The sequence below is a fragment of the Streptomyces sp. NPDC047869 genome (assembly GCF_040704065.1).
In the GTDB taxonomy this organism is placed as follows: domain Bacteria; phylum Actinomycetota; class Actinomycetes; order Streptomycetales; family Streptomycetaceae; genus Streptomyces.
Map to the genome: position 1 here is coordinate 101,632 of NZ_JBEYRK010000013.1, position 26,569 is coordinate 128,200.

General features: G+C 73.7%; 27 protein-coding genes. 14 read left to right on the forward strand and 13 right to left on the reverse strand.

Annotated features, from left to right (window positions below; genetic code table 11):
* Window positions 1-9 precede the first annotated feature (9 nt).
* The 6 genes from AB0924_RS18905 to AB0924_RS18930 all read left to right on the forward strand — a co-directional run bounded on the left by AB0924_RS18905 (window position 10) and on the right by AB0924_RS18930 (window position 6,140).
* Window positions 10-501: an Lrp/AsnC family transcriptional regulator gene (locus AB0924_RS18905; RefSeq protein WP_358930015.1), complete on the forward strand. Its 492-nt coding sequence runs from the start codon at window positions 10-12 to the stop codon at window positions 499-501.
* A gap of 33 nt (window positions 502-534) precedes the next feature.
* Complete coding sequence (locus AB0924_RS18910) at window positions 535-2,226, forward strand: DUF885 domain-containing protein (protein WP_358930013.1); 1,692 nt, start codon at window positions 535-537, stop codon at window positions 2,224-2,226.
* 169 nt (window positions 2,227-2,395) lie between these two features.
* Window positions 2,396-3,070 carry a hypothetical protein gene (locus AB0924_RS18915; protein WP_358930011.1) on the forward strand — a complete coding sequence of 225 codons (675 nt, stop codon included), beginning with the start codon at window positions 2,396-2,398 and terminating at the stop codon, window positions 3,068-3,070.
* Window positions 3,071-3,248: 178 nt separating this feature from the next.
* On the forward strand, window positions 3,249-3,494 hold the full coding sequence (locus AB0924_RS18920) for a ferredoxin (protein WP_366911978.1): 246 nt from the start codon (window positions 3,249-3,251) through the stop codon (window positions 3,492-3,494).
* Window positions 3,484-4,872 carry an FAD/NAD(P)-binding oxidoreductase gene (locus tag AB0924_RS18925; RefSeq protein ID WP_366911979.1) on the forward strand — a complete coding sequence of 463 codons (1,389 nt, stop codon included), beginning with the start codon at window positions 3,484-3,486 and terminating at the stop codon, window positions 4,870-4,872. Before AB0924_RS18920 ends, AB0924_RS18925 begins: the two co-directional genes overlap by 11 nt.
* Before the next feature lie 35 nt (window positions 4,873-4,907).
* Complete coding sequence (locus AB0924_RS18930; protein WP_366911980.1) at window positions 4,908-6,140, forward strand: cytochrome P450; 1,233 nt, start codon at window positions 4,908-4,910, stop codon at window positions 6,138-6,140.
* Between the two features lie 16 nt (window positions 6,141-6,156).
* On the opposite strand, the gene AB0924_RS18935 is transcribed toward AB0924_RS18930, so the two are convergent.
* Complete coding sequence (locus tag AB0924_RS18935) at window positions 6,157-6,672, reverse strand: immunity 21 family protein (protein ID WP_366911981.1); 516 nt, start codon at window positions 6,670-6,672, stop codon at window positions 6,157-6,159.
* A gap of 37 nt (window positions 6,673-6,709) precedes the next feature.
* Window positions 6,710-7,183 carry a rhodanese-like domain-containing protein gene (locus AB0924_RS18940; protein WP_358930000.1) on the reverse strand — a complete coding sequence of 158 codons (474 nt, stop codon included), beginning with the start codon at window positions 7,181-7,183 and terminating at the stop codon, window positions 6,710-6,712.
* Window positions 7,184-7,276: 93 nt separating this feature from the next.
* Here AB0924_RS18940 and AB0924_RS18945 point away from each other — a divergent pair, with 93 nt between their 5' ends.
* Window positions 7,277-7,723, forward strand: a complete 447-nt coding sequence (locus AB0924_RS18945) for a winged helix-turn-helix transcriptional regulator (RefSeq protein ID WP_199209682.1) — start codon at window positions 7,277-7,279, stop codon at window positions 7,721-7,723.
* 5 nt (window positions 7,724-7,728) lie between these two features.
* Here AB0924_RS18945 and AB0924_RS18950 read toward each other — a convergent pair whose 3' ends face one another.
* The 5 genes from AB0924_RS18950 to AB0924_RS18970 all read right to left on the reverse strand — a co-directional run bounded on the left by AB0924_RS18950 (window position 7,729) and on the right by AB0924_RS18970 (window position 14,040).
* A complete protein-coding gene (locus AB0924_RS18950; RefSeq protein WP_366911983.1) occupies window positions 7,729-10,719 on the reverse strand; it encodes an SMC family ATPase in 2,991 nt (996 codons plus the stop codon).
* A complete protein-coding gene (locus tag AB0924_RS18955) occupies window positions 10,716-11,879 on the reverse strand; it encodes an exonuclease SbcCD subunit D (protein ID WP_358929995.1) in 1,164 nt (387 codons plus the stop codon). Before AB0924_RS18955 ends, AB0924_RS18950 begins: the two co-directional genes overlap by 4 nt.
* Before the next feature lie 129 nt (window positions 11,880-12,008).
* The gene (locus AB0924_RS18960) at window positions 12,009-12,635 is read right to left on the reverse strand and encodes a YigZ family protein (protein WP_358929993.1); all 627 of its coding nucleotides are present in this window, start codon (window positions 12,633-12,635) and stop codon (window positions 12,009-12,011) included.
* Between the two features lie 62 nt (window positions 12,636-12,697).
* On the reverse strand, window positions 12,698-13,252 hold the full coding sequence (locus tag AB0924_RS18965; protein ID WP_358929991.1) for a histidine phosphatase family protein: 555 nt from the start codon (window positions 13,250-13,252) through the stop codon (window positions 12,698-12,700).
* Window positions 13,249-14,040, reverse strand: coding sequence for a hypothetical protein (locus AB0924_RS18970; RefSeq protein WP_358929989.1), 792 nt, complete (start codon window positions 14,038-14,040; stop codon window positions 13,249-13,251). Before AB0924_RS18970 ends, AB0924_RS18965 begins: the two co-directional genes overlap by 4 nt.
* Before the next feature lie 141 nt (window positions 14,041-14,181).
* Between AB0924_RS18970 and AB0924_RS18975 the strand changes: the two genes are divergently transcribed.
* The 3 genes from AB0924_RS18975 (at window position 14,182) to AB0924_RS18985 (ending at window position 17,700) form a co-directional block, all read left to right on the forward strand.
* Window positions 14,182-14,589 carry a CoA-binding protein gene (locus AB0924_RS18975; RefSeq protein ID WP_358929987.1) on the forward strand — a complete coding sequence of 136 codons (408 nt, stop codon included), beginning with the start codon at window positions 14,182-14,184 and terminating at the stop codon, window positions 14,587-14,589.
* Window positions 14,590-14,792: 203 nt separating this feature from the next.
* A complete protein-coding gene (locus AB0924_RS18980; RefSeq protein ID WP_358929985.1) occupies window positions 14,793-16,433 on the forward strand; it encodes an APC family permease in 1,641 nt (546 codons plus the stop codon).
* 31 nt (window positions 16,434-16,464) lie between these two features.
* Window positions 16,465-17,700, forward strand: a complete 1,236-nt coding sequence (locus AB0924_RS18985; protein WP_358929983.1) for a 4-hydroxybenzoate 3-monooxygenase — start codon at window positions 16,465-16,467, stop codon at window positions 17,698-17,700.
* Between the two features lie 57 nt (window positions 17,701-17,757).
* On the opposite strand, the gene AB0924_RS18990 is transcribed toward AB0924_RS18985, so the two are convergent.
* The 3 genes from AB0924_RS18990 to AB0924_RS19000 form a co-directional block, all read right to left on the reverse strand.
* Complete coding sequence (locus AB0924_RS18990) at window positions 17,758-18,315, reverse strand: YbaK/EbsC family protein (protein WP_358929981.1); 558 nt, start codon at window positions 18,313-18,315, stop codon at window positions 17,758-17,760.
* Window positions 18,316-18,358: 43 nt separating this feature from the next.
* Window positions 18,359-18,931 carry an XRE family transcriptional regulator gene (locus tag AB0924_RS18995; protein WP_366911984.1) on the reverse strand — a complete coding sequence of 191 codons (573 nt, stop codon included), beginning with the start codon at window positions 18,929-18,931 and terminating at the stop codon, window positions 18,359-18,361.
* 64 nt (window positions 18,932-18,995) lie between these two features.
* Entirely contained in the window at window positions 18,996-19,760 is a 765-nt protein-coding gene (locus tag AB0924_RS19000; RefSeq protein ID WP_358929977.1) for an acyltransferase, read from the reverse strand.
* 108 nt (window positions 19,761-19,868) lie between these two features.
* Here AB0924_RS19000 and AB0924_RS19005 point away from each other — a divergent pair, with 108 nt between their 5' ends.
* Window positions 19,869-20,396: a gamma carbonic anhydrase family protein gene (locus AB0924_RS19005; protein WP_358930231.1), complete on the forward strand. Its 528-nt coding sequence runs from the start codon at window positions 19,869-19,871 to the stop codon at window positions 20,394-20,396.
* Between the two features lie 16 nt (window positions 20,397-20,412).
* On the opposite strand, the gene AB0924_RS19010 is transcribed toward AB0924_RS19005, so the two are convergent.
* Complete coding sequence (locus tag AB0924_RS19010; protein WP_366911985.1) at window positions 20,413-21,069, reverse strand: DedA family protein; 657 nt, start codon at window positions 21,067-21,069, stop codon at window positions 20,413-20,415.
* 262 nt (window positions 21,070-21,331) lie between these two features.
* Here AB0924_RS19010 and AB0924_RS19015 point away from each other — a divergent pair, with 262 nt between their 5' ends.
* Window positions 21,332-22,345: a lysylphosphatidylglycerol synthase domain-containing protein gene (locus tag AB0924_RS19015; RefSeq protein WP_358929972.1), complete on the forward strand. Its 1,014-nt coding sequence runs from the start codon at window positions 21,332-21,334 to the stop codon at window positions 22,343-22,345.
* On the opposite strand, the gene AB0924_RS19020 is transcribed toward AB0924_RS19015, so the two are convergent.
* A complete protein-coding gene (locus tag AB0924_RS19020; protein ID WP_366911986.1) occupies window positions 22,264-23,604 on the reverse strand; it encodes a hydrolase in 1,341 nt (446 codons plus the stop codon). The genes AB0924_RS19015 and AB0924_RS19020 overlap by 82 nt on opposite strands.
* Before the next feature lie 392 nt (window positions 23,605-23,996).
* On the opposite strand from AB0924_RS19020, the gene galU reads away from it, so the two are divergent.
* On the forward strand, window positions 23,997-24,968 hold the full coding sequence (gene galU, locus AB0924_RS19025) for a UTP--glucose-1-phosphate uridylyltransferase GalU (RefSeq protein WP_366911987.1): 972 nt from the start codon (window positions 23,997-23,999) through the stop codon (window positions 24,966-24,968).
* 74 nt (window positions 24,969-25,042) lie between these two features.
* Here galU and AB0924_RS19030 read toward each other — a convergent pair whose 3' ends face one another.
* A complete protein-coding gene (locus tag AB0924_RS19030; RefSeq protein ID WP_358929970.1) occupies window positions 25,043-25,501 on the reverse strand; it encodes a DUF4442 domain-containing protein in 459 nt (152 codons plus the stop codon).
* A gap of 70 nt (window positions 25,502-25,571) precedes the next feature.
* Between AB0924_RS19030 and AB0924_RS19035 the strand changes: the two genes are divergently transcribed.
* Window positions 25,572-26,543 carry a hypothetical protein gene (locus AB0924_RS19035; protein ID WP_366911988.1) on the forward strand — a complete coding sequence of 324 codons (972 nt, stop codon included), beginning with the start codon at window positions 25,572-25,574 and terminating at the stop codon, window positions 26,541-26,543.
* The last annotated feature ends 26 nt before the right edge of the window (window positions 26,544-26,569 follow it).

Genomic DNA, 26,569 nt, shown 5'->3' on the forward strand with positions numbered 1-26,569 from the left:
GTTCGGCGCATGGCCGAATCTGTCGCACTGGATCCGGTGGATCTTCATCTGCTGCGGCTGCTGCAGAACGACGCCCGGACCACCTACCGCGATCTCGCCGCCCAGGTGGGGGTGGCGCCGTCGACCTGTCTGGACCGGGTGACCCGGCTGCGCCGCGCGGGCGTGATCCTCGGCCACCAACTGCGCCTCGACCCGGCCAGGCTGGGACGCGGCCTGGAGGCACTGCTGCTGGTACAGGTGCGGCCGCACCGCCGGGAGCTGGTGGGGCCGTTCGTGGAGCGGATCCGCGCGCTGCCGGAGTCGCGGACGGTGTTCCATCTGACCGGTCCCGACGACTACCTGGTGCACGTGGCCGTGGCGGACATGGCCGATCTGCAGCGGCTGGTGCTGGACGGGTTCACCGCGCGGCGGGAGGTGGCCCGGGTGGAGACCCGGCTGATCTTCCAGCAGTGGGACTGCGGGCCGCTTCTGCCCCCGGCTGAATCCGGGATGCACGGGTGACGCAGGGACTGTCCGCGTATGAGGATGGGCGCCATGTCTGAGATCCAGATCCCGCTGCCCCGTCAGGTCGCCGACGCATACGTGGACGACCTCATCGCCCTCGACCCGGTCACCGGTACCTACCTCGGTGTGAGGGAGAGTTCGGCCGAACTGCCCGACTACTCCCCGGCCGGCCAGGAGGCCCTGGCGGAGCTGATGCGGACGACGCTCGCGCGGCTCGACGAGGCCGAGCGGCAGCCCGGTGCGGACAGTGACGTGGAGCGCCGCTGCGGCCGGCTGCTGCGGGAGCGGCTGACCGCCGAGCTGGCCGTGCACGAGGCCGACGAGCACCTGCGCGCGGTCGGCAACATGAGCACGCCCGGGCACTCGGTGCGGGAGGTGTTCACGGTGATGCCGGCGCAGACCGAGGAGGACTGGGCGGCGATCGCGCAGCGGCTGCGCGCGGTACCGGCCGCGGTCGCGGGCTACCGGGAGTCCCTGGAGCTGGGCCTGGAGCGCAAGCTGTACGCGGCGCCCCGGCCGACCGCGACGTACATCGGGCAGCTCTCCGAGTGGACGGACACCGACGGCAAGGGACGCGGCTGGTACGAGGACTTCGCCGCGGCCGGTCCGGACGCGCTGCGCGCGGAGCTGGACGAGGCGGCCCGCACGGCGACGGCCGCGCTGGCCGGGCTGCGGGACTGGATGCGGGACGTGTACGCGCCGGCCGTCGAGGGAGCACCGAACACGGTGGGCCGCGAGCGGTACGCCCGCTGGGCCCGCTACTTCAACGGCACCGACCTGGACCTGGACGAGGCGTACGCGTACGGCTGGTCGGAGTTCCACCGCATCCTCGGCGAGATGAAGCAGGAGGCGGAGAAGATCCTGCCCGGCGCCGGGACGCCGTGGGTGGCGCTGGCGCACCTGGACGAGCACGGCCGGCACATCGAGGGCGTCGACGAGGTCCGCGAGTGGCTTCAGGGCCTGATGGACCGGGCCATCGCGGACCTGGACGGCACGCACTTCGAACTCGCCGAGCGGGTGCGGAAGGTGGAGTCGCACATCGCCCCGCCCGGCGGTGCCGCCGCCCCGTACTACACCGCTCCGTCGGAGGACTTCTCACGTCCCGGCCGGACCTGGCTGCCGACCATGGGCCTGACCCGGTTCCCGGTGTACGACCTGGTGTCGACCTGGTACCACGAGGGCGTGCCCGGGCACCATCTGCAGCTCGCGCAGTGGGCGCACGTGGCGAAGGACCTCTCCCGCTACCAGGCCACGGTCGGCGGCGTCAGCGCCAACGCGGAGGGCTGGGCCCTGTACGCGGAGCGGCTGATGGACGAACTGGGCTATCTGACGGACCCGGAGGAGCGGCTCGGCTACCTGGACGCGCAGATGATGCGCGCGGCCCGGGTGATCGTCGACATCGGCATGCACCTGGAGCTGGAGATCCCGGCGGACTCGCCGTTCCACCCCGGTGAGCGCTGGACCCCGGAGCTGGCGCAGGAGTTCTTCGGCTCCCACAGCAGTCGTCCGGCGGACTTCGTGGAGAGCGAGCTGACCCGGTACCTGACGATCCCGGGCCAGGCGATCGGCTACAAGCTCGGCGAGCGTGCCTGGCTGCTGGGCCGTGAGAACGCCCGTGCTCGGCACGGTGACGCCTTCGACCTGAAGGCCTGGCACATGGCCGCCCTGTCCCAGGGATCCCTGGGCCTGGACGACCTGCTGGACGAACTCTCCCGGCTCTGACCCGCACCCGCCTCCCGTCCGCAACCCCGCTTCCGGAGCCCGCCGGCCCGCCCGCGGACACCGGTCACGTCCCGTGCGGCCGGCTCGGCCGTACGGACGTCCCCGGTGGCGCGGGCCGCGGTGAGGCCGCTTGCTGGTGCCCGGGCTGTGCGACGGGAGGCGGGCCGGCATGCGGGACGTGGGACCGAGGCAGAAGGCGCTGGAGACGGCGCGGGCCGCCGGGCTGGCGGGAGTGGTGTTCGCGGTGCTGCTGGCGGCGGCGATCGTGCTGGTCAGGCTGGCCATTCCGGAAGGGGCCGAGGCGGTCACCGCGCAGGCGGCCGCCGACTCCGGGCAGCGGGACGCGGTGCAGTGGGCGCTCGACCTGATCCCGTTCGCCGGGATCTTCTTCCTGTGGTTCCTCGGTGCCGTACGGGCTCATGTGGGTGAGGTGGAGGACAGGTTCCTCGCCACGGTGCTGCTCGGCAGCGGGCTGGTCTTCACCGCCACGATGTTCGGCGGCGCCGCGGCGGCCGCCGCCGTGCTGGAGATCGGCCGGTCCTCCGGGGGCACTCCCGACATGGCCGCGTGGGACCTCGGCCGCGATCTCGCCTACTCCCTGCTGACCGGCTACGCGATGCGCATGGCGGCCGTCTTCGTGTCCTCCCTGTCGGTGATCGGGCACCGGCTCGGGGTCCTGCCGCGCTGGCTCATGGTCCTCGGTGTCCTCACCGCGTTCACGCTGCTGTTCGTCTCGTCGAACGTCCCCTGGGCGGAACTGGCCTTCCCCGCATGGTCGCTGGTGCTGAGCCTGTACATCCTCGGCAGCCGGCGCACAAGGCCCCCTGCTCCCGCCGCCGCGTGACATGGCGACGGCCGGACCGCCGTGCCGTCCGGGGCCGCTCACCCGAACGGCCCGCCCGGCGCGCGGCGCCCCCGCACGGCTTCCATGCTGGCCAGCGGGACATGACCGCCGTCCGGAAGTGCCCGCACTGGGCGGGTGGTGAGCACCGGACCTGGCCACCGGAAGGGCAGGAGCATCGATGCGGCTCGTCGTCGATCTCAACAAGTGCCAGGGGTACGCGCAGTGCGCGTTCCTGGCGCCCGACGCCTTCGCCATGCATGGCGAGGAGTCGCTGGTCTACAACCCCCGGGCGGACGAGGGACAGCGCGAGCAGCTGGCCCGGGCGGTCGCCGCCTGTCCGGTCCAGGCGATCACCGCCGACGGCCTGGACGGCCCGGCCGGCGGTGGGGCCGCGTCCGTGGGTGGTGCGTCCGATGGCCGCTGACCACGTGGACGGGCTCCGGCGCGAGGGCCGGATCGTGATCGTCGGCGCCTCGCTGGCCGGACTGCGGGCCGCCGAGACGCTGCGTGCGGAGGGGTTCACCGGTTCGCTGACGATGATCGGTGACGAGCCGTACGAGCCGTACGACCGGCCGCCGCTGTCCAAGGCGGTGCTGCTGGGCAAGGCGTCCCCGCACCGCACCGACCTGCCCCACCGCCGGGAGATCGACGCCAAGTGGCGGCTCGGCGTGGCGGCGACCGGTCTCGATCTGTCCGCGAAGCGGGTGCGGCTGGCCGACGGGGACGAGGTGGAGTACGACCGGCTGCTGATCGCCACCGGAGTGCGGGCCCGGCCGTGGTTCAAGGAGGAGGAGGGCCGCCTGGACGGCGTCTTCCTGCTGCGCACCCGCGACGACGCGGCCCGGCTGCTGCAGCGGCTGAGGTCGGCGCGCCGGGTGTTCATCATCGGCGCCGGGTTCGCCGGCTGTGAGGTCGCCTCGGCGTGCCGGGAGATGGGCCTCGCCGTCACCCTGGCGGAGCGGGCCGGAGCCCCGCTGGTGGGTGCGCTCGGCGGGGTGATCGGCGCCGTCGCCGCCGAGCTGCAGACCGAGAACGGCGTGGACCTGCGCACCGGTGTCACGGTCACCGCGCTGGAGGGCGACCCGGCCGGCCGGGTGCGTGCCGTCCATCTGTCCGACGGGGGCAAAGTCGAGACGGATGTCGTGGTGGTCTCGCTCGGTTCGCTGCGCAACACCGAGTGGCTGACCGGGTCGGGACTCGGCGCGGGACCGCGGGGTATCGCCTGCGACGCCGGCTGCCGGGCCTTCGACTTCCGGGGCATCGTCACCGACGACGTGTTCGTCGCGGGTGATGTCGCACGGTCGCCGCACGCGCTGTTCGGCTACCAGTTCCTCTCCCTCGAACACTGGGGCAACGCCGTCGCCCAGGCGGAGACCGCCGCGCACAACATGATCTGCCGGGGCGCCGACCGGCGCCCGCACCTGTGGATGCCGGCCTTCTGGTCCTCGCAGTTCCGGGTGAACATCAAGTCCGTCGGCGTGCCTCCCATGGGCGACCAGATCATGATCACGCAGGGTTCACTGGCCGAGCGCCGGTTCGTCGGCGTCTACGGCCACAAGGGCCGGGTGGTCGCCGCCGTCAGCTTCGACAACACCCGCTGGCTGGAGTTCTACCAGCGGCAGATCGAGCGGGGCGCGCCGTTCCCGGTGGAGTACGCGACGGTGGACCGGCGCCCCGAGGGCCGCCAGCCCCTCGACGCCGACTTCCCCGACCCCTCCCTGCCGACGCACGGCCCCACCGTGACCCTGAGCGGCTACTCACCGGCCGACCAGCAGCTGGTGTTCACCCCGGCCCACCCCTGAACGCCGCCGTGGCCCCCACGCCCCAAGGACTTGTCATGACGCAGGCCTCCCTGTTCCGCCGGATCACCGACTTCGCCAACCGCGCCGACCCGTATCCGCTCTACGAGGAGCTCCGCAGGACTCCGGTGCTGCACGAGGAGGAGGACGGCCCGTACGTCATCAGCTCGTACTGGGACATCGAGGGCCTGCTCCACGACCCGCGGATCAGCTCCGACGCCGCCAACCTGGCCGCTGCCGGGGACGAGCTGGCCGAGGCGCAGAGCACCGGACTGCCCCCGTCCTTCCTCCGGCTCGACCCGCCCGAGCACGACCGGCTGCGGCGGATCGCCAACAGCGCCTTCGGGCCGCCCCACAAGCCGCGCCGGATCGAGTCCATGCGGGGTGAGCTGCACGAGATCGTCGGCGGGCTGATCGACGGCTTCGGCGAGGCGCGCGAGATCGACCTGGTGGACCAGTTCGCCTACCCGTTCCCGGTCACCGTCATCTGCCGGCTGCTGGGCGTGCCCCGCGAGGACGAGCCGCGCTTCCGTTCGTGGGTCGATCCGCTCGTCGCCAGCCTGGACCCCGAGACACGCGAGAGCGCGGACGAGGAGTTCGTGAAGACGGCGCAGGAGGCCCGGATGCAGCTCGGCATGTACCTGGCCGGGCTGGTCGAGCAGCGCACCAAGGATCCGCAGGACGACATGCTGTCCGACCTCGCGGACACCCGCGGACCGGAAGGCGCGATGACGATGATGGAGGTGATGAGCACCGCGGTGCTGCTGTTGATCGCCGGTCACGAGACGACGGTCAACCTCATCACCAACGGCATGCTCACCCTGCTGCGCCACCCGGACGTCCTGCGGCGGCTGCGGGACGACCCGGGCCTCGCGGCCAACATCGTGGAGGAGTTGCTGCGGTACGAGCCGCCGGTGCAGATCGTGCCGCAGCGCACCTGCATCGCCGACATCGAGGTACGCGGGGTGACCATCCCCAAGGGCTCGCGGATCTGGCTGATGCTCGCCGCGGGCAACCGGGACCCGGAGCGGTTCAAGGACCCCGAGCGGTTCGACCCGGACCGCGGCGACATCCAGCACCTCGGGTTCGGCAGCGGCATCCACAGCTGCTTCGGCGCTCCGCTGGCCCGTCTGGAGACACAGATCGCGCTGTCCGAACTGGCCCGGCGGCTGGACAACCCCCGTCTGGTCGAGGATCCGCCGCCCTACCGGCAGAACGCCGTGCTGCGCGGCCCGCGCCACCTGCGGATCGCCTTCGACGACCGGCGCTGACCCGTGGCCTGCCGGGTCAGGGGGCGAGCGGTCTGAGCCGGACCAGGCCCAGCCAGGTCTCCGGGCCCGGCTGGGCACAGGCGGCGGCGACCGCGTACGGGCCCGGCGCCAGCGGGACGCGCAGGTGCGCCGCGCGGTCCACCGCCCCGCCCGGCCGGGCGGCGTCGAACAGCACGACCGGACCGGGCACCTGCCAGCGGACCTCGGGTTCCCACACCGCCGTGCCGAGCGCGGCGGGGACATGGGCGAGCAGTTCGCGCTCGGAGTGCGCGGCGGACCAGCGCACGAAGACGCCCTCACCGGGCAGGTAGGCGGTGGCGGCGGGTTCGTCGCCGAGGACGAGGGCCGCGCTGTCGCCGACCGGGAGCAGGCCTGCGTAGCCGTCCACCTCGCACGCGCGGTCGTAGTCGGTGGCGAACTCCTCGCTGTCGGCGCCCGCCCAGAACGGCAGGACCGTCTCCGGCACGGCTATCAGGGGCCCTCCGCCCGACTCCACCCATTGCAGTGCGCCTGGATCCGCGTTTCGAGACATGGGCAGAACCTACACGCACGGCGATCACCCGCCGGAATCAGCAGCCGCATTCGCCTTCGGCCGGCGCGGTCAGCGGGTCGGTGTCGCGCCGGGCTCCGCCCTGCCAGGTCTCGTAGGGGAGGCCCTCCCGCGCCCAGTACTCGAAACCGCCGAGCATCTCCTTGACCCGGTAGCCGAGTTCGGCGAGTGCGAGGGCGGCGCGGGTGGCGCCGTTGCAGCCGGGGCCCCAGCAGTACGTCACCACGGGCACGGCCTTGTCGAGGAGTCGTTCCGCCTGCTCGGGGACGAGCGCGGTGGGCAGGTGGACGGCGCCGGGGATGTGCCCCTGGTCCCAGGCCTCGGCGGAGCGGGAGTCGACCAGGACGAAGCCGGGGTCGCCGCCGGCCGCGAGTGCGGCGGCGACGTCGGAGACGTCGGCGTGGAAGGCCAGCGAGGCCCGGAAGTGGGCGGCGGCCTCGGCCGGGGTGGCGGGGGCGACGCGCAGGACGGGGTTCGCGGTGTCGGTGATCATGCCAGCAATCTATGGCCGCGCGCTCCTCCGGCGAAGGCACGATCCCCGGGGTTCCGCTTGATCGGCCGGTGTTTTCCCTGCTATCCATCCGGCATGACCGTGTATTCCCCGGACGCCACCGACTGGCGCATCCTGGACGTCCTGCAGCGCGAGGGCCGGGCCAGCTACGCGGAGCTGGCGCGGGCCGTCTCGATGTCACCGAGCGCCGTCACCGAGCGGGTGCGCCGGCTGGAAGAGGCCGGCGTGATCCAGGGGTACGCGGCGGTCGTCGACCCCGAGCGGCTCGGACTGCCGATCCTCGCCTTCGTCCGGCTCCGCTACCCGCACGGCAACTACAAGCCGTTCCACGACCTGGTGGCGGCGACGCCGGAGATCCTGGAGGCCCATCACGTGACCGGTGACGACTGCTTCGTCATCAAGGTGGCCGCGCGGTCGATGCCGCATCTGGAGGAGATCTCCGGAAGGATCGGCGGGCTGGGCTCGGTGACCACGAGCGTGGTGTACTCCTCTCCGCTCCCCCGGCGTCCGCTCGGCCGCTGACCGGGTCAGCCGCCGCGCTGCCGCAGCGAGGACCCCGATCTGCCCTTCACCACCTCGAGTTGGGCGTGGACGCGGCGGCGCAGGTCGGCGACGTGGCTGACGATGCCCACGCTGCGGTCCCGTTCGCGGAGCGTGTCCAGGACGTCCAGGACCTCGTCGAGGGTCTGGTCGTCCAGGCTGCCGAAGCCCTCGTCGATGAAGAGCGTGTCCAGCCGGACGCCGCCCGCCTCGTCGGTGACGACGTCGGCGAGGCCGAGGGCGAGGGCCAGGGAGGCGAAGAAGGTCTCACCGCCGGACAAGGTGGCGGTGTCGCGCTCGCGGCCGGTCCACGCGTCGACGACGTGCAGGCCGAGGCCGCTGCGGCCGCGTCCGGTGCGGTCGTCGGAGTGGACCAGGGTGTAGCGGCCGGAGGACATGCGGTGCAGGCGCACGGTCGCGGCGGCGGCTACCTGCTCCAGGCGGGCCGCGAGCACGTACGACTCCAGACGCATCCGGCGTTCGTTGTCGGCGGAGGTGCCCGCGGTGAGCGCGGCCAGGCGGGCCACCCGGTCGTACTCCTCGCGCAGGGGCGCGAGCCGGCGCACCCCCTCGGCGGCACGGGCGGAGAGCCGGTCCAGTTCAGTGCGGCGGCGGTCCGCCGCGTCCCGTGCGGAGGCCGCCTCGCGCAGCCGCCGTGCCGCCTCGGCCGCCGTCCGCTCCGCGGCGTCCGGGTCGGCGGGGGGCTGTTGGGCGGCGGCAGCGGTGCCGGCCTCGGCCAGCACGGCGCGTACCGCCGCTTCCTCGGTCTGCCGGGCGTCCAGGCGGTGCTGGAGTTGGCGGTGGGCCGCGTCGTCGAGGAGGGCGGCGGCCGCGGCACGAGGGGTCTCGAAGCCGGCGCGGTAGGCGGCGTCGGCGAGGCGGGCGTCGGCGTCCTTGAGCCGCTGGGCGGCGTCCTCGGCCGCGCGGGCGGCGTCGGCGGCCTCGGTCAGCCGGGCCGTCAGCCGCTCCAGCTCAGCGGCCCGGGCGGACACGCTGGAGGCGGACCCGCGCGCCTGGATCAACTCCTTTTCCAGGGCGGCCTGTTCGCGTTCCAGGACCTCGCGCCGGGTCAGGCGTGCGGCGGTGCGTACGGCGGCCCGCTGGCGCTCGTCGAGGCGCCGCTCGCGCTCCTGCTCGGCCCGGCGCAGCTCCTCGTGGGCGGCGTGCAGGACGGAGGCGTCCCGGCGGGCACTCGTGTGCTCGCGCTCCAGGTCGTCGGCCTCGGCGGCGAGCCGCTCCGTGGGCGTGTCGCCGGCCTCGGCGGTGGCGGCGGCCAGCGCCTCGCGGACGGCGCCGAGGCGCCGCTCGTCCTCGGCGTGCCGCTCCTCGGCCCGCCGGGAGTCGGTGAGGGCGCGCTCCTCGGTCTCGCGGTCGACATGTCCGGCGACCTTGCCGGCGGGCGCGGGATGCTCGGTGGCTCCGCAGACGGCGCAGGGCTCGCCGTCGGTGAGCTGCGCGGCCAGCTCGGCGGCGATGCCGTTGAGGCGCTGTTCCTTGAGGTCGAGCCAGTGGGCGCGGGCGTCCCCGGCCTGCTGCCGTGAGGCCAGTGCCCGGTCCCGGGCCCGCTCCAGCTCGGAGGCGAGTTCGTCCCGGGTGCGGGCCGCGGCGAGGCACCGCTGCGCGGGTTCGCGCCGGACGGCGAGCTGTTCGGCACGGGTGGCCGCCTCCTGGGCGGACTCGACGCGGGACCGCAGGGCCGCGCGGGTGGTGTCCCAGTCGGCGAGCCAGGCGTCGGCCTCGCGCAGCACGTCCTCGTCGGCGCGCTCCTGCTGGTCGAGACCGGCCCGCTCCTCGGCGGCCTCGGTGAGCCGCCGTTCGGCGCGCCGCGCCGACTCCAGGCCGCCGAGTTCCTCGCTGGCCCGGCGGGCGGCGGCCGCGAGGCCCGCGGGTCCGTCGCCGGCGTGCGAGCCGGGCAGGCCGACACGCGCGCGTGCCTCGATTCCGGCGGCCTCGCGGTGCTCGTCCTCGGCCGCGTTCCGCAGGTCCAGCGCGGGCGCCACCGTCTCGGCCTTGCGCGCACGCGCCATCCGTTCCTGTGCCTCCAGGTGCGCGTCGGCCCCCTCCTGGAGGCGTTCCGCCCGCTGCCGGGCCTCGGCGAACCGGCTCTGCAGCCGGGCGAGTTCACGTGCCTCGTCCAGGGCGTGCCGGGCCGCGTCGTGGGCGGACTCGGCGGCGGTGAGGCGGCACCGGGCGACGGTGAGGCGCTCGCGCGCGGTGCTGCGGGCCAGGGCGGCGGCTTCGAGCACGGCCTCGGCGAGACCCGGATCCCCGGGGCTCAGCTCGGGCAGCTCCATGGCGTCGCCGGCCTCCTGCTGCATGCGGTGGGCGCCGGCGAGCAGCGCGGCGTCGCCGTCGCGCACCCGGGCCTCGCTCGCTCGCCGGCGCTCCGCGAGCCGCTTCTCCACGTCGGCGAAGCGCTGGGTGTCGAAGAGCCGGCCGAGCAGCCGGCCCCGGGCCTCGGCGTCGGCGCGCAGGAAGCGCGCGAAGTCGCCCTGGGGCAGCAGGACCACCTGGCAGAACTGCTCGCGGCTCATGCCGAGGAGCTGGGTGATCTCCTCGCCGATCTCCTGGTGGGAGCGGCTGAGGTCCTTCCATGTGCCGGCCGGGGCGTCGTACTCGCGCAGCCAGGTCTGCGCCTTGTCGACGGTCGTGCCGGTGCCGCGCAGCTTGGGCCGCTCCCACGGCGGCTGCCGGGTGATCTCCAGCCGCCGTCCGGCGACGGTGAGTTCGAGGCGGATCCCGGTGCGCGTGCCGGGTTCGGCGTGGTCGCTGCGCAGGTTCATGCCCTGGCCGGTCTGCCGGGCGCCGGGCACGGTGCCGTAGAGGGCGTAGCAGACGGCGTCCAGGACGGAGGTCTTGCCCGCGCCGGTGGGGCCGTGCAGCAGGAACAGCCCGGCGGCGGAGAGCGCGTCGAAATCGACGCTCTGGGAGCCGCCGAAGGGCCCGAAGGCGGTGATGTCGAGCCGGTGCAGCCTCACCGCGCCACCTCCCGCACGGCGTCGTGGGCGCGCGCCGCGTCGAAGGCGTCGCGGAGCACGGCCGCCTCCCGCTCGTCGGGTCCGGCGCCGCGCACATGGGCGACGAAGTCCTCGGCGATCTCCTGGTCGCCGCGGCCGGCGAGCCGCCGGGCGTACGACACCCGCGGGTCGTCGGCCTCCCGGTCCGGGGCGAAGACCAGGCTGAGGGTGTGCGGGAAGCGCTCGGCGAGGCGGGCCATGGGGTCGGCCGGGCGGACCGGGTCGGTGAGGGTGGCCTCGATCCAGGCGTCCTCGTGGCGGGTGAGGCCGGGGTCGGCGAGCAGTTCCTCCAGGGTGCCCCGGATACGGGCCAGCGGGCGCGGGACCGGGCAGTCGAGGCGCTCGGCGGTGACGGAGCCGTCGGCGGCCAGGTCGACGAGCCACATGCTCTTGCGGTGGCCGGCCTCGGAGAAGGAGTAGGCGAGCGGGGAGCCCGAGTAGCGCACGCGCTCGATGAGGGTCTGGCAGCCGTGCAGGTGCCCGAGCGCCACGTAGTCGACGCCGTCGAAGACCCCGGCCGGCACGGCGGCCACCCCGCCGACGGTGATGTCCCGTTCGCTGTCGCTGGCCCGGCCGCCGGTCACAAAGGCGTGGGCGAGGACGACGGAACGCGTGCCCGGCGCGCGGCCGGCGAGGTCGGCGCGGACCCGCTCCATGGCGGCGGCCAGCACGGCCTCGTGGCCCGCCTTCTCCACCGCGAACTCCTCCTTCACCAGGGCGGGTTCGAGATAGGGCAGGCCGTAGAAGGCGACGTCCCCGTGGGCGTCCCGCAGCACCACCGGGGTGCCGACGGCGGACGGCTCGGTGCGCAGGTGGATGCCCGCTCGGTCGATGAGACCGGCGCCGACGCCGAGGCGGCGGGCCGAGTCGTGGTTGCCGGAGATCATCACCGTGGGCACCCCGAGCTCCGCGAGGCGGTGCAGGGCGTCGTCGAAGAGCTCGACCGCGGCGAGCGGGGGCACCGCGCGGTCGTACACGTCACCGGACACGACCACCGCGTCCACCGCGTGCTCACGCACGGTGTCGACGAGGTGCCCGATGAACCCGGCCTGGGCGCCGAGCATGTTCACCCGGTGGAAGGCCCGGCCCAGGTGCCAGTCGGACGTGTGCAGGAGTCTCATGATCCCCGAGACTAACGGCCGGGTCTGACATCACGGGCGGTTACTCCCGTATCGGCCCGTCACGACCCGCCCCACCGGCGGGCGTTATGTCCGATTAAGACTGAACTTCCGTTATGAGGGCGGTGAACGTCACGCGTCCCCGTAGGCCTCCCCGCCCAGTTCGAGGACGGCCGTGCCCGCCGTCGCGTCGGCCAGCCAGGCGCGGAACGCGTCGACATCGGCGTCCGGCAGACCGATCTCGATGGTGACGGCCTCGCCGTAGCGGACGTCCCGGACCTCGCGTCCGGTGGCGCGCAGGTCGTTCTGGACCTTGCCCGCGCGCTGGTGGTCGACGGTCACCGTGGCGAGCCGGAACCGGCGCCGGGTGATCGTGCCGAGCGCGTCCAGGGCCTCGCCGACGGCACCGCCGTAGGCCCGGATGAGACCGCCGGCGCCGAGTTTGACGCCGCCGTAGTAGCGGGTGACGACGGCGACCACGTACCGCATGTCGCGGCGCAGCAGCATCTGCAGCATCGGGACGCCGGCCGTGCCGCCCGGTTCGCCGTCGTCACTCGCCTTCTGGACGGCCGCGTCGGCGCCGATGACGTACGCCCAGCAGTTGTGCGTGGCGTCGGCGTGCTCCTTGCGGACGGCGGCGAGGAATTCCTGGGCCTCCCGTTCGCCGGCCGCCGGGGCGAGGGCGCACAGGAAGCGGGAGCGGTTGACCTCGGTCTCGTGCACGCCCGCGCGGGCGACTGTGCGGTACTCGTCCTGCATCCCGCCAGCCTATGTGAGCACCGCCGCGGCCCGGCTCGCGGTGTCCGGCCGCGCGCTCCGGGCTACCGCTTCCTCCCCTTCTTCTTCCCGCGCGGCACGGTGTACGACGTCAGCAGGGCCGCGCCCGGGGCGAGGGCCGGCCAGCCGGTGCCGCGCCAGGCCAGCACGGCGATCGCGGAGGTCGGGAACTTGGCGCGCACCCGCTCGAGGGTGTCGTCGAGACCGTCCCCGGCCAGTGCGAGGACCAGTTCCTCCAGTCCCGGGTTGTGCCCGACCAGCAGCAGGGTCTCCACCTCGCGCGGCGTCTCGCGCACGGCCTCCAGCAGGTCCGGTACGGCGGCGCCGTACAGCCTCGGGTCATGGCGGACCGGCGGCGGGGTGCCCCACTGGGCGGAGGCCAGCTCCCAGGTGCGGCGGGCCCGCAGGGCGGTGGAGCACAGGGCGAGGTCGGGCAGGCAGTCGGCCTCGGCGAGCGCGCGGCCGGCGGCCGGGGCGTCCCTCAGACCGCGCGGCGCCAGCGGACGCCGGTGGTCCGCGACCCCCTCCGGCCAGGCGGACTTGGCGTGCCGCAGCACGACCAGCCGCCGCAGCGGGCCCGCGCCCGCCCGCTCGATCACCCGAGGCTCCCGAGGTCCCGCGGGAGATCGAGGGCGAGCAGGCGGTCGGCGTACGCGTACGTCTCGAAACGGGCGCCGTCCGGGATGTCCGGGGCCTGCTCCACATCGCGCAGCACGGCCAGCACACCGGGCAGATCGAGATCGTCCTCCCAGGCGGCCCGCAACCGGGTCCGCACCTCCTCCGGCACCGGCCGCGAGGGCTGCCGCGCCCACCCGGCCACGGCCCGCCGCCACCGGGCGAGCGTCCGCGCGGCCTCACCCAGCCGTTCGGCGTCCAGCGACGCGTGCGCGCGGCGCGGGACGGAGAGGAGGGCCAGGCGGAGGGCGCCGGAGTCGGCGTCGGCGGAGAGCAGGGCACCCAGCGCCGCGTCGGAAACCGAAGCGTCGGACGGCGCCGTCACGGCCCGCCCCGGCGGCTCCCCCGTCCAGGTCACCGGAGCGACGGCCACCACCGTTCCCCCGCCCGGCGTCCCGTCCCGCTCCCCCGTCACATGCAGGACCTGGGACTCCCCCAGGCCCGACGCCAGGTCCCGGCCGTCCTCGAAGGGGCGGATGGACAGGGTGGTGGCGGCCGCGCGGAGTTCGGCGAGCCGGTGGGGCGCGGTGAGGATCGTCCAGACGGGGGTGCCGCCGAGTTCCAGGGCGCGGACGAGGACATCGGCGGTGAGCAGGACCCGCAGGGCCGTCAGGTCCATGCCGGAGGCGTAGGCCTCGATCCGGGTCAGGCCCCGGCGGGCGGGCGCGGCGGAGACGGACTCACCGGTTCGGGCGTCGAGGATGCGCAGCACGGCCCGAGCGTAGGCGCGCCGACGGCCGTACGCGGGCACCTTGCGCCGATTCCGGACACCGTGGCGGGGAACCGGGGGGAATCAGCACCCGGTGGGTGCTGTTGCCCCGACGACAGTTCCCCGCGGCCCGAGGAGGCGGCCTTGTACGGCGACGAAGCGACGATCCGCAGGATCCTGACCGGACTGGGAGACACCTGGGCCGTGGTCGGCCTGTCCGCGAACCAGCGGCGGGCCGCCTACGGGGTGGCCCAGGTGCTGCAGCGGTTCGGCAAGCGGATCGTGCCGGTGCATCCGAAGGCGGAGACGGTGCACGGCGAGCCGGGCTACGCCTCCCTCGCGGAGATCCCCTTCGAGGTCGACGTCGTGGACGTGTTCGTCAACAGCGAGCTGGCCGGCGCGGTCGCCGACGAGGCGGTGAAGAAGGGCGCGAAGGCGGTGTGGTTCCAGCTCGGCGTCGTCGACGAGAACGCCGGGGAGCGGGTCCGGGCCGCTGGGCTGGACATGGTGATGGACCGCTGCCCGGCGATCGAGATTCCCCGCCTGCATTGAGCTGTCTCACCTTCTTCTCACAATTCACCGCTGAATATTGACATTCCACCTGAGCCTTGACCTGCGGGAAGACTCTTGTCAAGACAGTCAAGATCCCGGGTCAAGTTTTGGGAAACAGTCTTTTGCGGCGACGGAACGCGTTCCTAGCCTGTGGCCTCCTTGCTCGTTAATTTCCACGTTCACGATCTGAGAGGCCACCAGACATGGTGAAAGTCGACCATGCCGTGCCACAGGCCACGACGGACTCCGGCGGCGGTCTGCGCCGGGACGTCGGGCTGATCGGACTGATGTGGGCCTCGGTGGGCTCCATCATCGGGTCCGGCTGGCTGTACGGAGCCGAGAAGGCGGTGGTCGTGGCCGGCCCCGCGGCGATCGTCTCGTGGGTGATCGGCGCGGTCGCCATCGTCCTGCTGGCGCTCGTGCACGCCGAACTCGGCGGCATGTTCCCGGTCGCCGGCGGCACCGCCCGCTACCCGCACTACGCCTTCGGCGGCCTGGCGGGCATGTCGTTCGGCTGGTTCGCCTGGCTCCAGGCGGCCACCGTGGCCCCGATCGAGGTCGAGGCCATGATCGGTTACGCCGGTCACTGGGGCTGGGCCCAGGGCCTGCAGCACGCCGACGGCACGCTGACGACCGGCGGTCTCGTCACCGCCGTCGTCCTCATGGCCGTCTTCGTCGGCGTCAACTTCTTCGGCGTCCGGGCCCTGGCGCACACCAACAGCGCCGCGACCTGGTGGAAGATCGCGGTCCCGCTCGGGGCGATCTTCATCATCGCCGTGGGCAACTTCCACCCCGGCAACTTCACCTCGGAGGGCTTCGCTCCCTTCGGCGCCAAGGGTGTGCTGGGCGCGATCAGCTCCAGCGGCATCATCTTCGCGCTGCTCGGCTTCGAGCAGGCGATCCAGCTCGCGGGCGAGAGCCGCAACCCCAAGCGCGACCTGCCGCGGGCGACGCTCGGCTCGGTGGCGATCGGCGCCGTGATCTACATCCTGCTGCAGGTCGTGTTCATCGGCGCGCTGCCGCACACCTCCTTCGCGCACGGCTGGGCCAAGCTGGACTTCGCCGGCATCAGCGGCCCGTGGGCGGGTCTGGCGACCCTGGTGGGCCTGGGCTGGCTGGGCTGGGTGCTCTACGTCGACGCGATCATCTCCCCCGGCGGCACCGGCCTGATCTACACGACCGCCACCTCGCGCGTCTCCTACGGCCTGGCCAAGAACGGCTACGCGCCGAAGGCGTTCGCGAAGACCGACGCGCGCGGCGTGCCGTGGTTCGGTCTCATCATGTCCTTCGTGACCGGCGTGGTCTGCTTCCTGCCGTTCCCGAGCTGGCAGGAGCTGGTCGGCTTCATCACCTCGGCGAGCGTGCTGATGTACGCGGGCGCGCCCCTGGCGTACGGCGTCTTCGCCGACCGGCTGCCGCACCACGAGCGCCCCTACCGGCTGCCCTTCGGCAAGGTGATCTCGCCGCTGTCGTTCGTGGTCGCCAACCTCATCATCTACTGGGCCGGCTGGGACACCCTGTGGCGGCTGGGCTTCGCGATCCTGCTCGGCTACGTGCTGCTCGGCTCCTACGCCTGGTACGCCGTCCGCAAGAACCTGCCCGACGCGCCCCGGCTGGACTTCAAGGCCGCGCAGTGGCTCCCCGGCTACCTGCTGGGCCTGGGTCTGATCTCCTGGCTGGGCGGCTTCGGCGGCCGTGGCTACATCGGCCTGTGGTGGGACATCGTGGTCGTCGCGGCGTTCTCGCTCGGCGTCTACTACTGGGCCAAGGCCACCGCGTCGAAGACCGAGGCGATCGAGCGCAGCATCGAGGAGGTCGTGGTCACGGACGCTCCGGCGCACTGACCCGCTCGCGGGGCACCGTCATAATGCGGAGGTGACAGACCCTTCCCCCCACCCCGACTCCGCGCCCGACGACGGCCGTACGGAACAGCGTACGGTCGTCGTCGTGGGTGCCGGGCCCGCCGGGCTCACCGTCGCCGCCCTGCTGCGGGCCGCCTCCGTCGACTGCGTGGTCCTGGAGACCGAGAGCAGACGGTTCATCGAGACCCGGCCGCGGGCGGGCGTCCTCGAGGAATGGGCGGTCCGCGAACTCGGGCGGCGGGGCCTGGCGGAACGCCTGCTGGAGCGCGCCGAGTCGCACGACGCCTGCGAGTTCCGCTTCGACGGCGAGCGGTACCGCTTCCCCTACGGCGAACTGACGGGCCATCACCACTACGTGTACCCGCAGCCGCTGCTGGTGACGGACCTGGTGCGGGAGTACGCCGACGTACGCGGCGGCGACATCCGCTTCGGAGTGAGCGACGTACGGCTGCACGACCTGGACTCGGACCGGCCCGCTGTGTCGTACCGGTGCCCGCGGACGGGTGAACGGCTGCTGCTGCGCTGCGACTTCGTCGCCGGCTGCGACGGTGCGCGCGGGGTGACGAGGGACGCGATACCCCCGGAGCGGGCCCGGATCGCCCGGCAGGACGACGGCATCGGCTGGCTTGCGCTGCTCGCCGAGACCCCGCCCTCCGCCGACTGCGTCGTGTTCGGCGTCCATCCGCGCGGTTTCGCCGGGCACATGCCCCGCGGTCCGGAGGTCACCCGCTACTACCTGCAGTGCCCGCCCGGGGACGATCCGGAGAACTGGCCGCACGACCGGGTCTGGGCCGAGCTGCGGACCCGGCTCGGCGCGGCCGGGGCGCCACCGCTCACCGAAGGGCGGCTGATCGAGAAGCGGGTGCTGGACATGCACCACTACGTCGTCGAACCCCTGGCCCACGGACGGCTGTTGCTGGCCGGTGACGCCGGTCATCTCACGGCGCCGATCGCCGCGAAGGGCATGAACCTGGCCCTGCACGACGCGTTCCTGCTGGGCGACGCGCTCGCCGCGTACGTCACCCGGAGCGACGGGAGCGGCCTGGCGGGCTACTCGGCGGCGGCGCTGCGCAGGGTGTGGGACTACCAGGAGTTCTCGCAGTGGCTGTCGGACATCTACCACGGGGTGGCGTCCGGCGATCCGTTCCGGGCCGGCACCACGCTGGCCCGGCTGCGCCGGCTGTTCGGCTCGCCCGCCGCCGCCGCGGCCTTCGCCGAGCAGTACCTGGGCTCGGCCGCTGTGTTCTGAACGGGCGGGAAGGGGTGCGGGGCCCGCGTCCGGCGCGGGCCCGCCGCCCTCCCGTTGTCAGGCGATGCCGAGCCCTTCGACCACCTCCGCGCCGGGCAGTTCGGCCAGCGCCTTGCCCGGCAGCAGCAGCTTGCCGCGCCGGCGTCCGCTGCCCACCAGGACGTACGGCAGGTCGGCCACGGCCGCGTCGATCAGGACCGGCCAGCCGGCGGGCAGTCCGACCGGGGTGATCCCGCCGTACTCCATGCCGGTCTCGCCGGTCGCGGTGTCCATCGAGGCGAAGGAAGCCTTGCGGGCGCCGAGCCGGCGGCGTACCACACCGTTGACGTCGACCCGGGTGGTGGAGAGCACCAGGCAGGCGGCGAGGGTCGTCCCACCGCCCCGCTTGCCCGCGACCACCACGCAGTTCGCCGACCGCTCCAGCAGGTCGCGCCCGTAGTGCTCCACGAAGACGGCCGTGTCGGCCCAGCGCGGGTCGGTGTCCACCCAGACGATCCGGTCGGCGGGGACGCTGCCCCGCCAGTGGCGTACGGCGTCGGCGACGGGCGCCGTGAGCTCGTCCAGGCAGTCCGGGGCGGGAACGGCGGTCTCGAAGTCTCCGATGGGTGCGCGCATGGCCGCACGCTAACAAGCCGCCCCCGGCCGGTGTGCCCGTGTCTCAGTGGACGGGCGGCACCGAGACGGCCATCATCATCTCCATCGGCACGTCGCCCCGGTTGACGTACAGGTGCGGCACATTGGCCTCGAAGGAGGCGCTCGCGCCGGCCGGGACGCGGTGCTCCTCGCCGTCCACGGTGAGCGTCAGCTCGCCCGCGGTGACATGGACCAGCTCCACGGTTCCGGCGGGGTGCGGCTCGGAGGGGCTGCTCTCGCCCGGCATCAGCCGCCAGTCCCAGATCTCCAGCGGCCCGGGCGCCTCGGTCCCGGCGAGCAGCCGGTTGTAGCCTCCGGCCTCGGTGTGCCACAGCCGTACGGCGCGCTCGGCGGGGACGACGCGCACCTTCGGGCCCCGCTCGTAGTCGAGGAGGGTGGTGACGCTCACGCCGAGCGCGTCGCCGATCTTGACGACGGTGCCGATGCTCGGGTTGGTGCGGGCCTGCTCGATCTGGATGAGCATGCCGCGGCTGACACCGGCCCGGGCGGCGAGGACGTCCAGTGTGAAGCCGCGCACGGCGCGCCAGTGCCGCACGTTGCGGGCCAGGGACTGGGTCAGGAGTTCGAGGTCCGACACGATCCGTCCAATGTCCGGGGTTCAGCAAACTGTACTGAGCAGTATCTCCCGGCGACCCGTCGCGTCAGCCCTCGGCCTCCAGCCGCGCCAGCTCCTCGACCCCTTCCTCGTCCAGGTCCGCGAGCACGCGCAGCTGCTGGGCGGTGATCCCCTCCGGAGGCGGCACCGGGGCCGGGGTCCGCAGCGGCGGCTGCCAGCCTCCGTCGGGCGTCCAGCGCCGTACGACGCGGGCGGGCGCCCCCGCCACCACGGCGTGGTCGGGCACCGTGCCGCGCACCACCGCGCCGGCAGCCACCACCACGTTCCGGCCGATCCGCGCGCCGGGCAGGATCACCGCGCCGGTGCCGATCCAGCAGCCCGGGCCGATCTCCACCGGCTCCATGCGCGGCCACTGCCTGCCGATGGGCTCGTGCGGGTCGTCGTAGGAGTGGTTGGTTGAGGTCACGTAGACGTACGGCCCGAAGTAGCAGTCGCTGCCGATGGTGACCGTCGTGTCGGCGATGACGTGGCTGCCGCGGCCGAGGACGACCCCGTCGCCGATGCGCAGGATCGGGTCGGGACCGAGGTCGAGGTCCGGCATCAGGCCGGCGGTCAGCGTGACCTGCTCGGCGATGATGCAGTGCGAGCCGATGTGGATCCAGGGCTCGCCGAAGACGGTGCCGAGCGGGAAGGCCAGCCTGGTGACCGGACCGAGCGAGCCGAAGCGGAACCGCCCGGGGTGCTCCGCGCTGACGGACCCCGCGCGCTGCGCCCACGCCCAGGCCGCGTGGACGGCGCGCTGGGCGAGGCCCCGCCGCCGGGATGAGAACGTGTTCTTGCGCTTCGGCACGGGCTCACGTTACTCAGCGGGGGCCCCGGGCGACGGCGTGGGCCGCTGTGATCTTTGCCCCAGTCCTGACGTACCGTGCGCAGTAGTACGGCGGACGAGGAGACGGTGATGACGCACAAGGCGCTGATCGTGGGCATCGCAGGGAAGGAACCGCAGGTCGACGCGGAGGCGTTCGTGGCGCCCACGGCCTCGGTGATCGGGGACGTCACGCTGCGCGCCGGGGCCAGCGTCTGGTACGGCGCCGTGGTCCGCGGGGACGTCGAGCGGATCACCGTGGGCGCCGACGCGAACGTGCAGGACAACGTCACGCTGCACGCCGACCCCGGCTTCCCGGTGACCGTCGGGGAGCGGGTCTCCATCGGGCACAACGCGGTGGTGCACGGGGCGACCGTGGAGGACGACTGCCTGGTCGGGATGGGGGCGACCGTGCTGAACGGAGCGGTGATCGGGGCGGGCTCGCTGGTCGCGGCCCAGGCGCTGGTCCCGCAGGGAATGGTCGTGCCGCCGGGGTCGCTGGTGGCGGGGGTGCCCGCCAAGGTGAGGCGGGAGCTGTCCGAGGAGGAACGGCAGGGGGTCACCCTCAACGGCACGCTGTACGCGGAGCTGGCGAAGACCCATCGTGGGGTGCACGAGTAGACGGGTCCCGGGCGGCTCAGTCCCCGGCGGGCACCGGCTCCGGCTCCTGCGCCTGGGCCTGGGCCTGGGCCTGGGCCTTCTTGGCGCGGCGCTTGATGACCAGCATCGACGCCAGCCCGATCAGGACCGCCGCGGCCAGGCCCACGTACGAGAAGCGCTTCAGCCAGTCCTCGGCGACGACGCCCACGTAGTAGATGACGGCGGTGGTGCCGCCGGCCCAGCAGATGCCGCCGAGGACGTTGGCGATCAGGAACTTCCAGTACGGCATGTGGAGCACGCCCGCGAGCGGTCCGGCGAAGATGCGCAGCAGGGCGATGAAGCGGCCGAAGAACACCGCCCACATGCCCCACTTCTCGAAGGACCGCTCGGCGGTGGCGACATGGCCCTCGCCGAAGTGCCTCGGGAACTTTCTCCCCAGCCAGGCCAGCAGCGGGCGTCCGCCCTTGCGGCCGATGGCGTAGCCGATGGAGTCGCCGATGACGGCGCCGGCGGTCGCGCAGGCGCCGAGCACGACCGGGTCGATGCCCGTGTGCTGGGAGGACATCAGCGCCGCCGAGACCAGGACGATCTCGCCCGGCAGCGGGATGCCCAGGCTCTCCAGACCGATCACCAGGGCCACCACGGCGTAGACGGCGGCCGCGGGCACCGTGTCGAGCCATTCCTGGACGTGCACCGCCGGTTCCTCCCGAGTCGCTTTCCCTGTCCGAGCGCGGGGCGTGGCTTGCGCAGCGTGCCCCATGGGAAGGCTACCTGGTCGGCGGTGAACGGCGGCCTGCGCGCAGGGGCCGCAGGGCACCACCGCGCCCTCGCCCCGTCACTTCCCGGCCACTGCGGTGTCACGCGGGAGGGAAAGGCTCCCCGAGGTTCTGCCGGTCCGCCTCCCCTGGCCCTCGCCGCTCTTCCGCCGGGCCCGATGCGGAAGGACGTCGTCCCCCGTGTCCTCACCGTCCCCGCTCCCGCCGCTCTCCCCGCCGTCCTGCCCACCGCCGCGCCCTCCCGCGCGCGGCGCCGGCCTGCTCGCGGCCCGGCCCGTCCGGCTCGCCCTGTGCCTGTCCCCCGTGCTGCTCGCCGGGTGCTGGGCGCTGGCCAACCGGCCGGTGGCGTCCGAGGGGGCCGCCCGGCTGGCCGCCGCCGACCCGGGATGGCTGCTGGCCGGGGCCGGTCTCACCTGCCTCACCTGGGTGGCGGCCGCCTGTGTACGGCAGGGCGCGCTGCCGGACCGGTTGCCACCCGGGCTGCTGCTGGCTTCGCAGTTCGCCGGGGGCGCGGCGAACCACGTGCTGCCCGGCGGCCTCGGCGCGCACGCCGTCACGCTGCGCTTCCTGCGCACCCGGGGTGTGCCGCTGGACCGGGCGACCGCGTCGATCGGCCTGTATTCGCTGGCGCGGTCCGTGGCGAGGACGCTGGTACTGCTGGCCTTCCTGGTGGCCTGCCCGGCCCGCCGCCGGCTCGGTGAGCTGGTCCCGGACGGGCCGGTGCCGGTGCCCGCCGCCGCGGCAGCCGGCGGCGCGCTCGCCGTCGCCGGCGTGCTGCTGACAGTCGTACGGCCGGTGCGGCGTCCGCTGTCGGGCCTGGTGCGGGCTGCCCTCGCCGATGTCCGGGCGGTGCACGGTCGGCCCTGCCGGGCGCTCGCCCTGTGGGGCGGGTCGGTGGCGATGCCGCTGGTCCAGGCGGGCACGCTGGTCTGTGTCGGAACCTCGCTGGGTTTGGGGCTGCCCTGGGAGCAGGTGGTGCTCGCCCATCTCGCGGCGGGCACCGCCGTGGGGGCCGTGCCGGCGCCGGGAGGCCTGGCGGTGGACGCGGCCCTGGTCTGGACGCTGGTGTCGTTCGGCGCCGTGCCGGCGGTGGCCGCCGCGAGCGTGATCGGTTACCGGGTGCTGAACGACTGGCTGCCGCTGCTGCCGGGCGCCCTGACGCTGTCGGCGCTGATCCGCGCCGAGGCTCTTTGAGTGCGGCACCGGCACGTCGCGAGCACGGCGGTTCTGGGCAGGTCCCGTACGCCGGCACCTGGCTGGACCCCGGTGGTCCCGCGTGTCCGCGGGCACGATCCGGTGGGGCGGTCGCGCAGGTTGCCGTGGGCGATCCGGACCGGGGCGGCGGCCGGGGGCGCGGCCGAGGGAATGACGCGTGGCCGTTTGCCGGCGGCGGCCGGGCTCCCCGGGCGCCCGGCGGGGGCGCCCAGGGTGGCCGCGCGGTGCGGGACACCGTTGTCGTCGGGCCGGCCCATGGCCACGAGGACGGAGGCGAGCAGCCCCAGCGAGGCGAGGCCGACACCGACCGCGAGGGTGGTACGGCGTCCGCTCTGCGGTGCGGCGCCGGGCCGGCCGATCGTCGCCGCCGGGCGCCGCGCCGGCGCCCGCGGCTCCTCGCGGGCGGCGCGGCCGGGACGGGAGTCGAGATAGCGCCGGGCGCCCCAGCCGAGCACGCTCTCGGCGATCAGGACGCCGGGTCCGCCCTCGAAACGGCTCAGTTGCTCGGCGGCGTGCCGGCAGTGCGAGCAGGCGGTGAGATGCCGCCGCGCATCCGGGAGCGGGGCTGCGCCCTCGTGAAGGGAACCGTCCAGCAGGTGGTTGTAGAAACGGCATTCCGCGGAGGGCGCGAGTTCCCGGTGGGCGCGCAGGCAGCCCGCCCGGAATTCCGCCCGGGCCCGGCGCAGTCCGGTCTCCGCGGTGGCCGTGTCCATACCCAGCAGACCAGCGGGTATGTTTATGCATTCCGCCTCGACCTCGGTATGCCACAGAAGGCATTGGGAAGCCACGGGAAGGGCGTGGAAAGCGCGTTCGGCGACTCGTCGCCTTTCGGGCGTGCGGGGCGCCGTCGCGCGCAGACCACGGCCACCGGCGGGCTTGCGCAGTTCCGGCAGGACCACGCACGCCGCCTCGTCGGCGGCCCAGGCGCGGACGGTGTCCCGGACGGCCGCCAGCAGTCGCGGGCGCAGGGCGCCGCCGGCCGCTCCGGTCACGGGCCGGCCGAGGACCTGCTGGAAGGCGGCGGAGGCCACCAGCCGCGCCGACGGGCCGGCGGCGGCCAGGCAGACGACGGCGTAGTCGAAGGTCGCCCGCCAGTGCCGCGCCAGCAGCAGGGCGACGGCATCGTGACGGCCGGCCGGGGGGCCGCCCAGCCGGGCGGCGAGGGTGTGGTCGGACTCCCCGGACGGGGAACCGGGGCGGGACGGGAACTGCGGGTGTGGGGGGTGGGGGGAGTGCACGGAACCCATTCCTTTCCAGCCGCGGGACGGCGGCATACGGATTGGCGTCCTGTCGGAAAGCGGCACCGTATCGGTGCGTACCTGGAGGGTCCGGCCGCGCCTCAGGCTCCGGCCCTTACCCCTCGAGGGAGGGCTCACCTTGGCACAATCGTCTCACAGGAAACAAGGAGTTCGAATGGACCCGACGGCAACGCCCGGGAAATGAACATTAGTTACCCGCGGTATCCACAGACATGGGTGAAGCCCGGGTCGCACAACGGTCAACTTCCGCGTGCCAAAGGGACGATGACACACCGAATCTCCGGCTCCCCGGCGGCCCGCGGACAGCCACCCACAGCGGGCTCCGAGGTTTCTCCGGGCGCGCTCTCATCCTCGTACCGCAGCCTGGCCGCATGATCGCCCCCCACCCCCCAGCCGACCCCGCCTCCCCCCGCCCGGTGCGCAAGGCGGTCGTCCCGGCCGCCGGGCTCGGCACCCGGTTCCTGCCCGCGACCAAGGCGACGCCGAAGGAGATGCTGCCGGTGGTCGACAAGCCGGCCATCCAGTACGTCGTCGAGGAGGCCGCCGCGGCCGGGCTCGACGACGTCCTGATGGTCACCGGCCGGCACAAGCGGGCCATCGAGGACCACTTCGACCACGCCTTCGAACTGGAACAGGCCCTGGCCGCGAAGGGCGACACCGTGCGCCCGGACGCCGTCCGCGACCCCGCGCGGCTCGCCGACATCCACCACATCCGGCAGGGCGACCCGCTCGGCCTCGGCCACGCGGTGCTGTGCGCCCGCCACCACGCCGGCGACCAGCCCTTCGCCGTGCTGCTCGGGGACGATCTGATCGACCCGAGCGAGACACTGCTCAGCCGGATGCTGGACGTCCGCGACCGGCACGCGGGCAGCGTGGTGGCGCTGATGGAGGTCGACCCGGCGCAGATCCACCTCTACGGCTGCGCGGCGGTCGAGGAGCCCGGTGAGGACGGCGTCGTGCGCGTCACCGGCCTGGTCGAGAAGCCGTCGCGCGAGGAGGCGCCGAGCCGGTACGCGGTCATCGGCCGCTACGTCCTCGACCCGGCCGTCTTCGGCGTCCTGGAGCGCACCCGGCCCGGCCGCGGCGGCGAGATCCAGCTCACCGACGCCCTGCGGGAGCTGGCGGCGGCCGGCACGGTGCGCGGAGTCGTCTTCGACGGCGCGCGCTACGACACCGGCGACAAGGCCGGCTATCTGCGTTCGGTGGTCCGCCTTGCCCGCGCCCGCCCCGACCTCGGTCCCGGATTCCGGTCCTGGCTCGGGAAGTTCGTGGCCGCGCTGGAGGACGGCGCGGACCAGGGGGCCGTCCGGGCCGGCGGCCGGGAGCGGCGCCGGGCGGCCTGAGACGACGCGGGAGGAGAGGGCTTCGGACCGACCGGGCGCGGCCGACGTCCAGGGCCCCTCCCCCAAGTGCCCGATCAGTCCTGCTGGTTGGGGCGCAGGGTCCACACGACCTGCATCTCGCCGGTCACGGCCCCGTCCGCGCGCCGGATCTCGATCGTCACCGGGAACTCGGGCCGCTTGCCCGCGTCCAGTTCGGCCACGACCTCGGCGGCCGGGCGGCCCAGGGTGGCGGTCGCGGTGACGGTGCCCATCGCCAGCTTCTTGTAGGCGATCTCGGCGCGGACGGCGAGCGGCACGGCGCGCGAGAGCTGGTCGCCGAACGCGGCCAGCACGATGGCGCCGCTGGCCGACTCCCCGAGCGTGAACATCGCGCCGGCGTGCGGGCCGCCCACGTGGTTGTGGTAATCACCCTGGTCCGGCAGGAGCACCACGGCCCGCTCCGGAGAGGTCTCCTGGAACTCCAGGTTCAGCGTCCGGGCCATCGGCACGGTGGCGGCGAGCATCTCGCCGATCGACATCTGGTCTGCGCTCATGCGGGCATGTTACTCACGAGTAGCAGTACTGGCCAGTGCCGTGGTGATCACCGCTGTATCGTTGCGGCCCATGTGGCCAGGGGAACAGCCGCCAGGAAGCGGCCAGCAGCACAACCCGTACCACCAGCCGGGATACCAGCAGTACCCGCAGGCGAACCCCTACGGGCAGCAGCCGCAGTGGGGACAGCCCGGGCCCGCCGGAGCACCGCAGCCGCAGCCCCCGCGGAGCGGCGGCGGTGGCGGTGGCGGTGGCGGCCGGACAAAACTGGTCGCGATCGTCGCGGCTACCGCCGTGGTCGTCGCGGCCGGCGTCACCGGATTCCTGCTGCTCGGCGGCGGTAAGGACGACGAGGCCCGCCCCGGCCCGACCGCGTCCTCCGCCTCTCCCACGGCCTCCGCCTCCGCCTCGCCCTCCGGGGAGGACGACCCGCGTTCGGCCGGCAGCGCCGAGAAGCCGGCCGTCGCCGGCTGGAAGGTCGTGGTGAACCCGGACACGGGCGTCGCCTTCGACGTTCCCCCCGAGTGGCAGGTGCGGGCCAAGACCTGGGTCACCTACGTCACCGACGACTCCGACCCCGACGAGAAGGTGCTGGCCGGAATGAAGGCCCCCGCCGTGCTCAAGGAGAAGTGGTGCGGTTCGGACGACGACAAGGACGGCCGGACCGACTACGACCCACTGGCAAACGTCGGCACGCGCGGCGACAAGGACGCCACGGGCACCGCGAAGATGGCCCGCGAGCAGTCGGCGAACTGGGTCTACGGCTGGTACACCCAGCCGGACCGCGAGACGGTGAGAACCGGTCCGGTCACCTCGTACACCACCGCGTCCGGCGTCACGGGCAGCGTCGCCACCTCACGCTCGTCCGGGGTGCCGAAGCACGGCAAGTGCGACTACGACGGCAAGGCGACCACGTTCGCCTTCAAGGACGCGGACGGCGCGTTCCTCGCGTGGTCCTTCGTCGGTGCGGCCGGCGTCTCGGAGGAGGTCCCGGACACGACCGTGCGCAAGATCATGGCGACGGTCCGGCTCTACAAGGAGTAGGGGCACCGCGGTTTCGGTACGTCCCT

Coding starts and splice junctions, on each gene's coding strand:
- AB0924_RS18905 (WP_358930015.1), top strand. CDS start 10: ATGGCCGAATCTGTCGCACTGGATCCGGTGGATCTTCATCTGCTGCGG.
- AB0924_RS18910 (WP_358930013.1), top strand. CDS start 535: ATGTCTGAGATCCAGATCCCGCTGCCCCGTCAGGTCGCCGACGCATAC.
- AB0924_RS18915 (WP_358930011.1), top strand. CDS start 2,396: ATGCGGGACGTGGGACCGAGGCAGAAGGCGCTGGAGACGGCGCGGGCC.
- AB0924_RS18920 (WP_366911978.1), top strand. CDS start 3,249: ATGCGGCTCGTCGTCGATCTCAACAAGTGCCAGGGGTACGCGCAGTGC.
- AB0924_RS18925 (WP_366911979.1), top strand. CDS start 3,484: ATGGCCGCTGACCACGTGGACGGGCTCCGGCGCGAGGGCCGGATCGTG.
- AB0924_RS18930 (WP_366911980.1), top strand. CDS start 4,908: ATGACGCAGGCCTCCCTGTTCCGCCGGATCACCGACTTCGCCAACCGC.
- AB0924_RS18935 (WP_366911981.1), bottom strand. CDS start 6,672: ATGTCTCGAAACGCGGATCCAGGCGCACTGCAATGGGTGGAGTCGGGC.
- AB0924_RS18940 (WP_358930000.1), bottom strand. CDS start 7,183: ATGATCACCGACACCGCGAACCCCGTCCTGCGCGTCGCCCCCGCCACC.
- AB0924_RS18945 (WP_199209682.1), top strand. CDS start 7,277: ATGACCGTGTATTCCCCGGACGCCACCGACTGGCGCATCCTGGACGTC.
- AB0924_RS18955 (WP_358929995.1), bottom strand. CDS start 11,879: ATGAGACTCCTGCACACGTCCGACTGGCACCTGGGCCGGGCCTTCCAC.
- AB0924_RS18960 (WP_358929993.1), bottom strand. CDS start 12,635: ATGCAGGACGAGTACCGCACAGTCGCCCGCGCGGGCGTGCACGAGACC.
- AB0924_RS18980 (WP_358929985.1), top strand. CDS start 14,793: ATGGTGAAAGTCGACCATGCCGTGCCACAGGCCACGACGGACTCCGGC.
- AB0924_RS18990 (WP_358929981.1), bottom strand. CDS start 18,315: ATGCGCGCACCCATCGGAGACTTCGAGACCGCCGTTCCCGCCCCGGAC.
- AB0924_RS19005 (WP_358930231.1), top strand. CDS start 19,869: ATGACGCACAAGGCGCTGATCGTGGGCATCGCAGGGAAGGAACCGCAG.
- galU (WP_366911987.1), top strand. CDS start 23,997: ATGATCGCCCCCCACCCCCCAGCCGACCCCGCCTCCCCCCGCCCGGTG.
- AB0924_RS19030 (WP_358929970.1), bottom strand. CDS start 25,501: ATGAGCGCAGACCAGATGTCGATCGGCGAGATGCTCGCCGCCACCGTG.
- AB0924_RS19035 (WP_366911988.1), top strand. CDS start 25,572: ATGTGGCCAGGGGAACAGCCGCCAGGAAGCGGCCAGCAGCACAACCCG.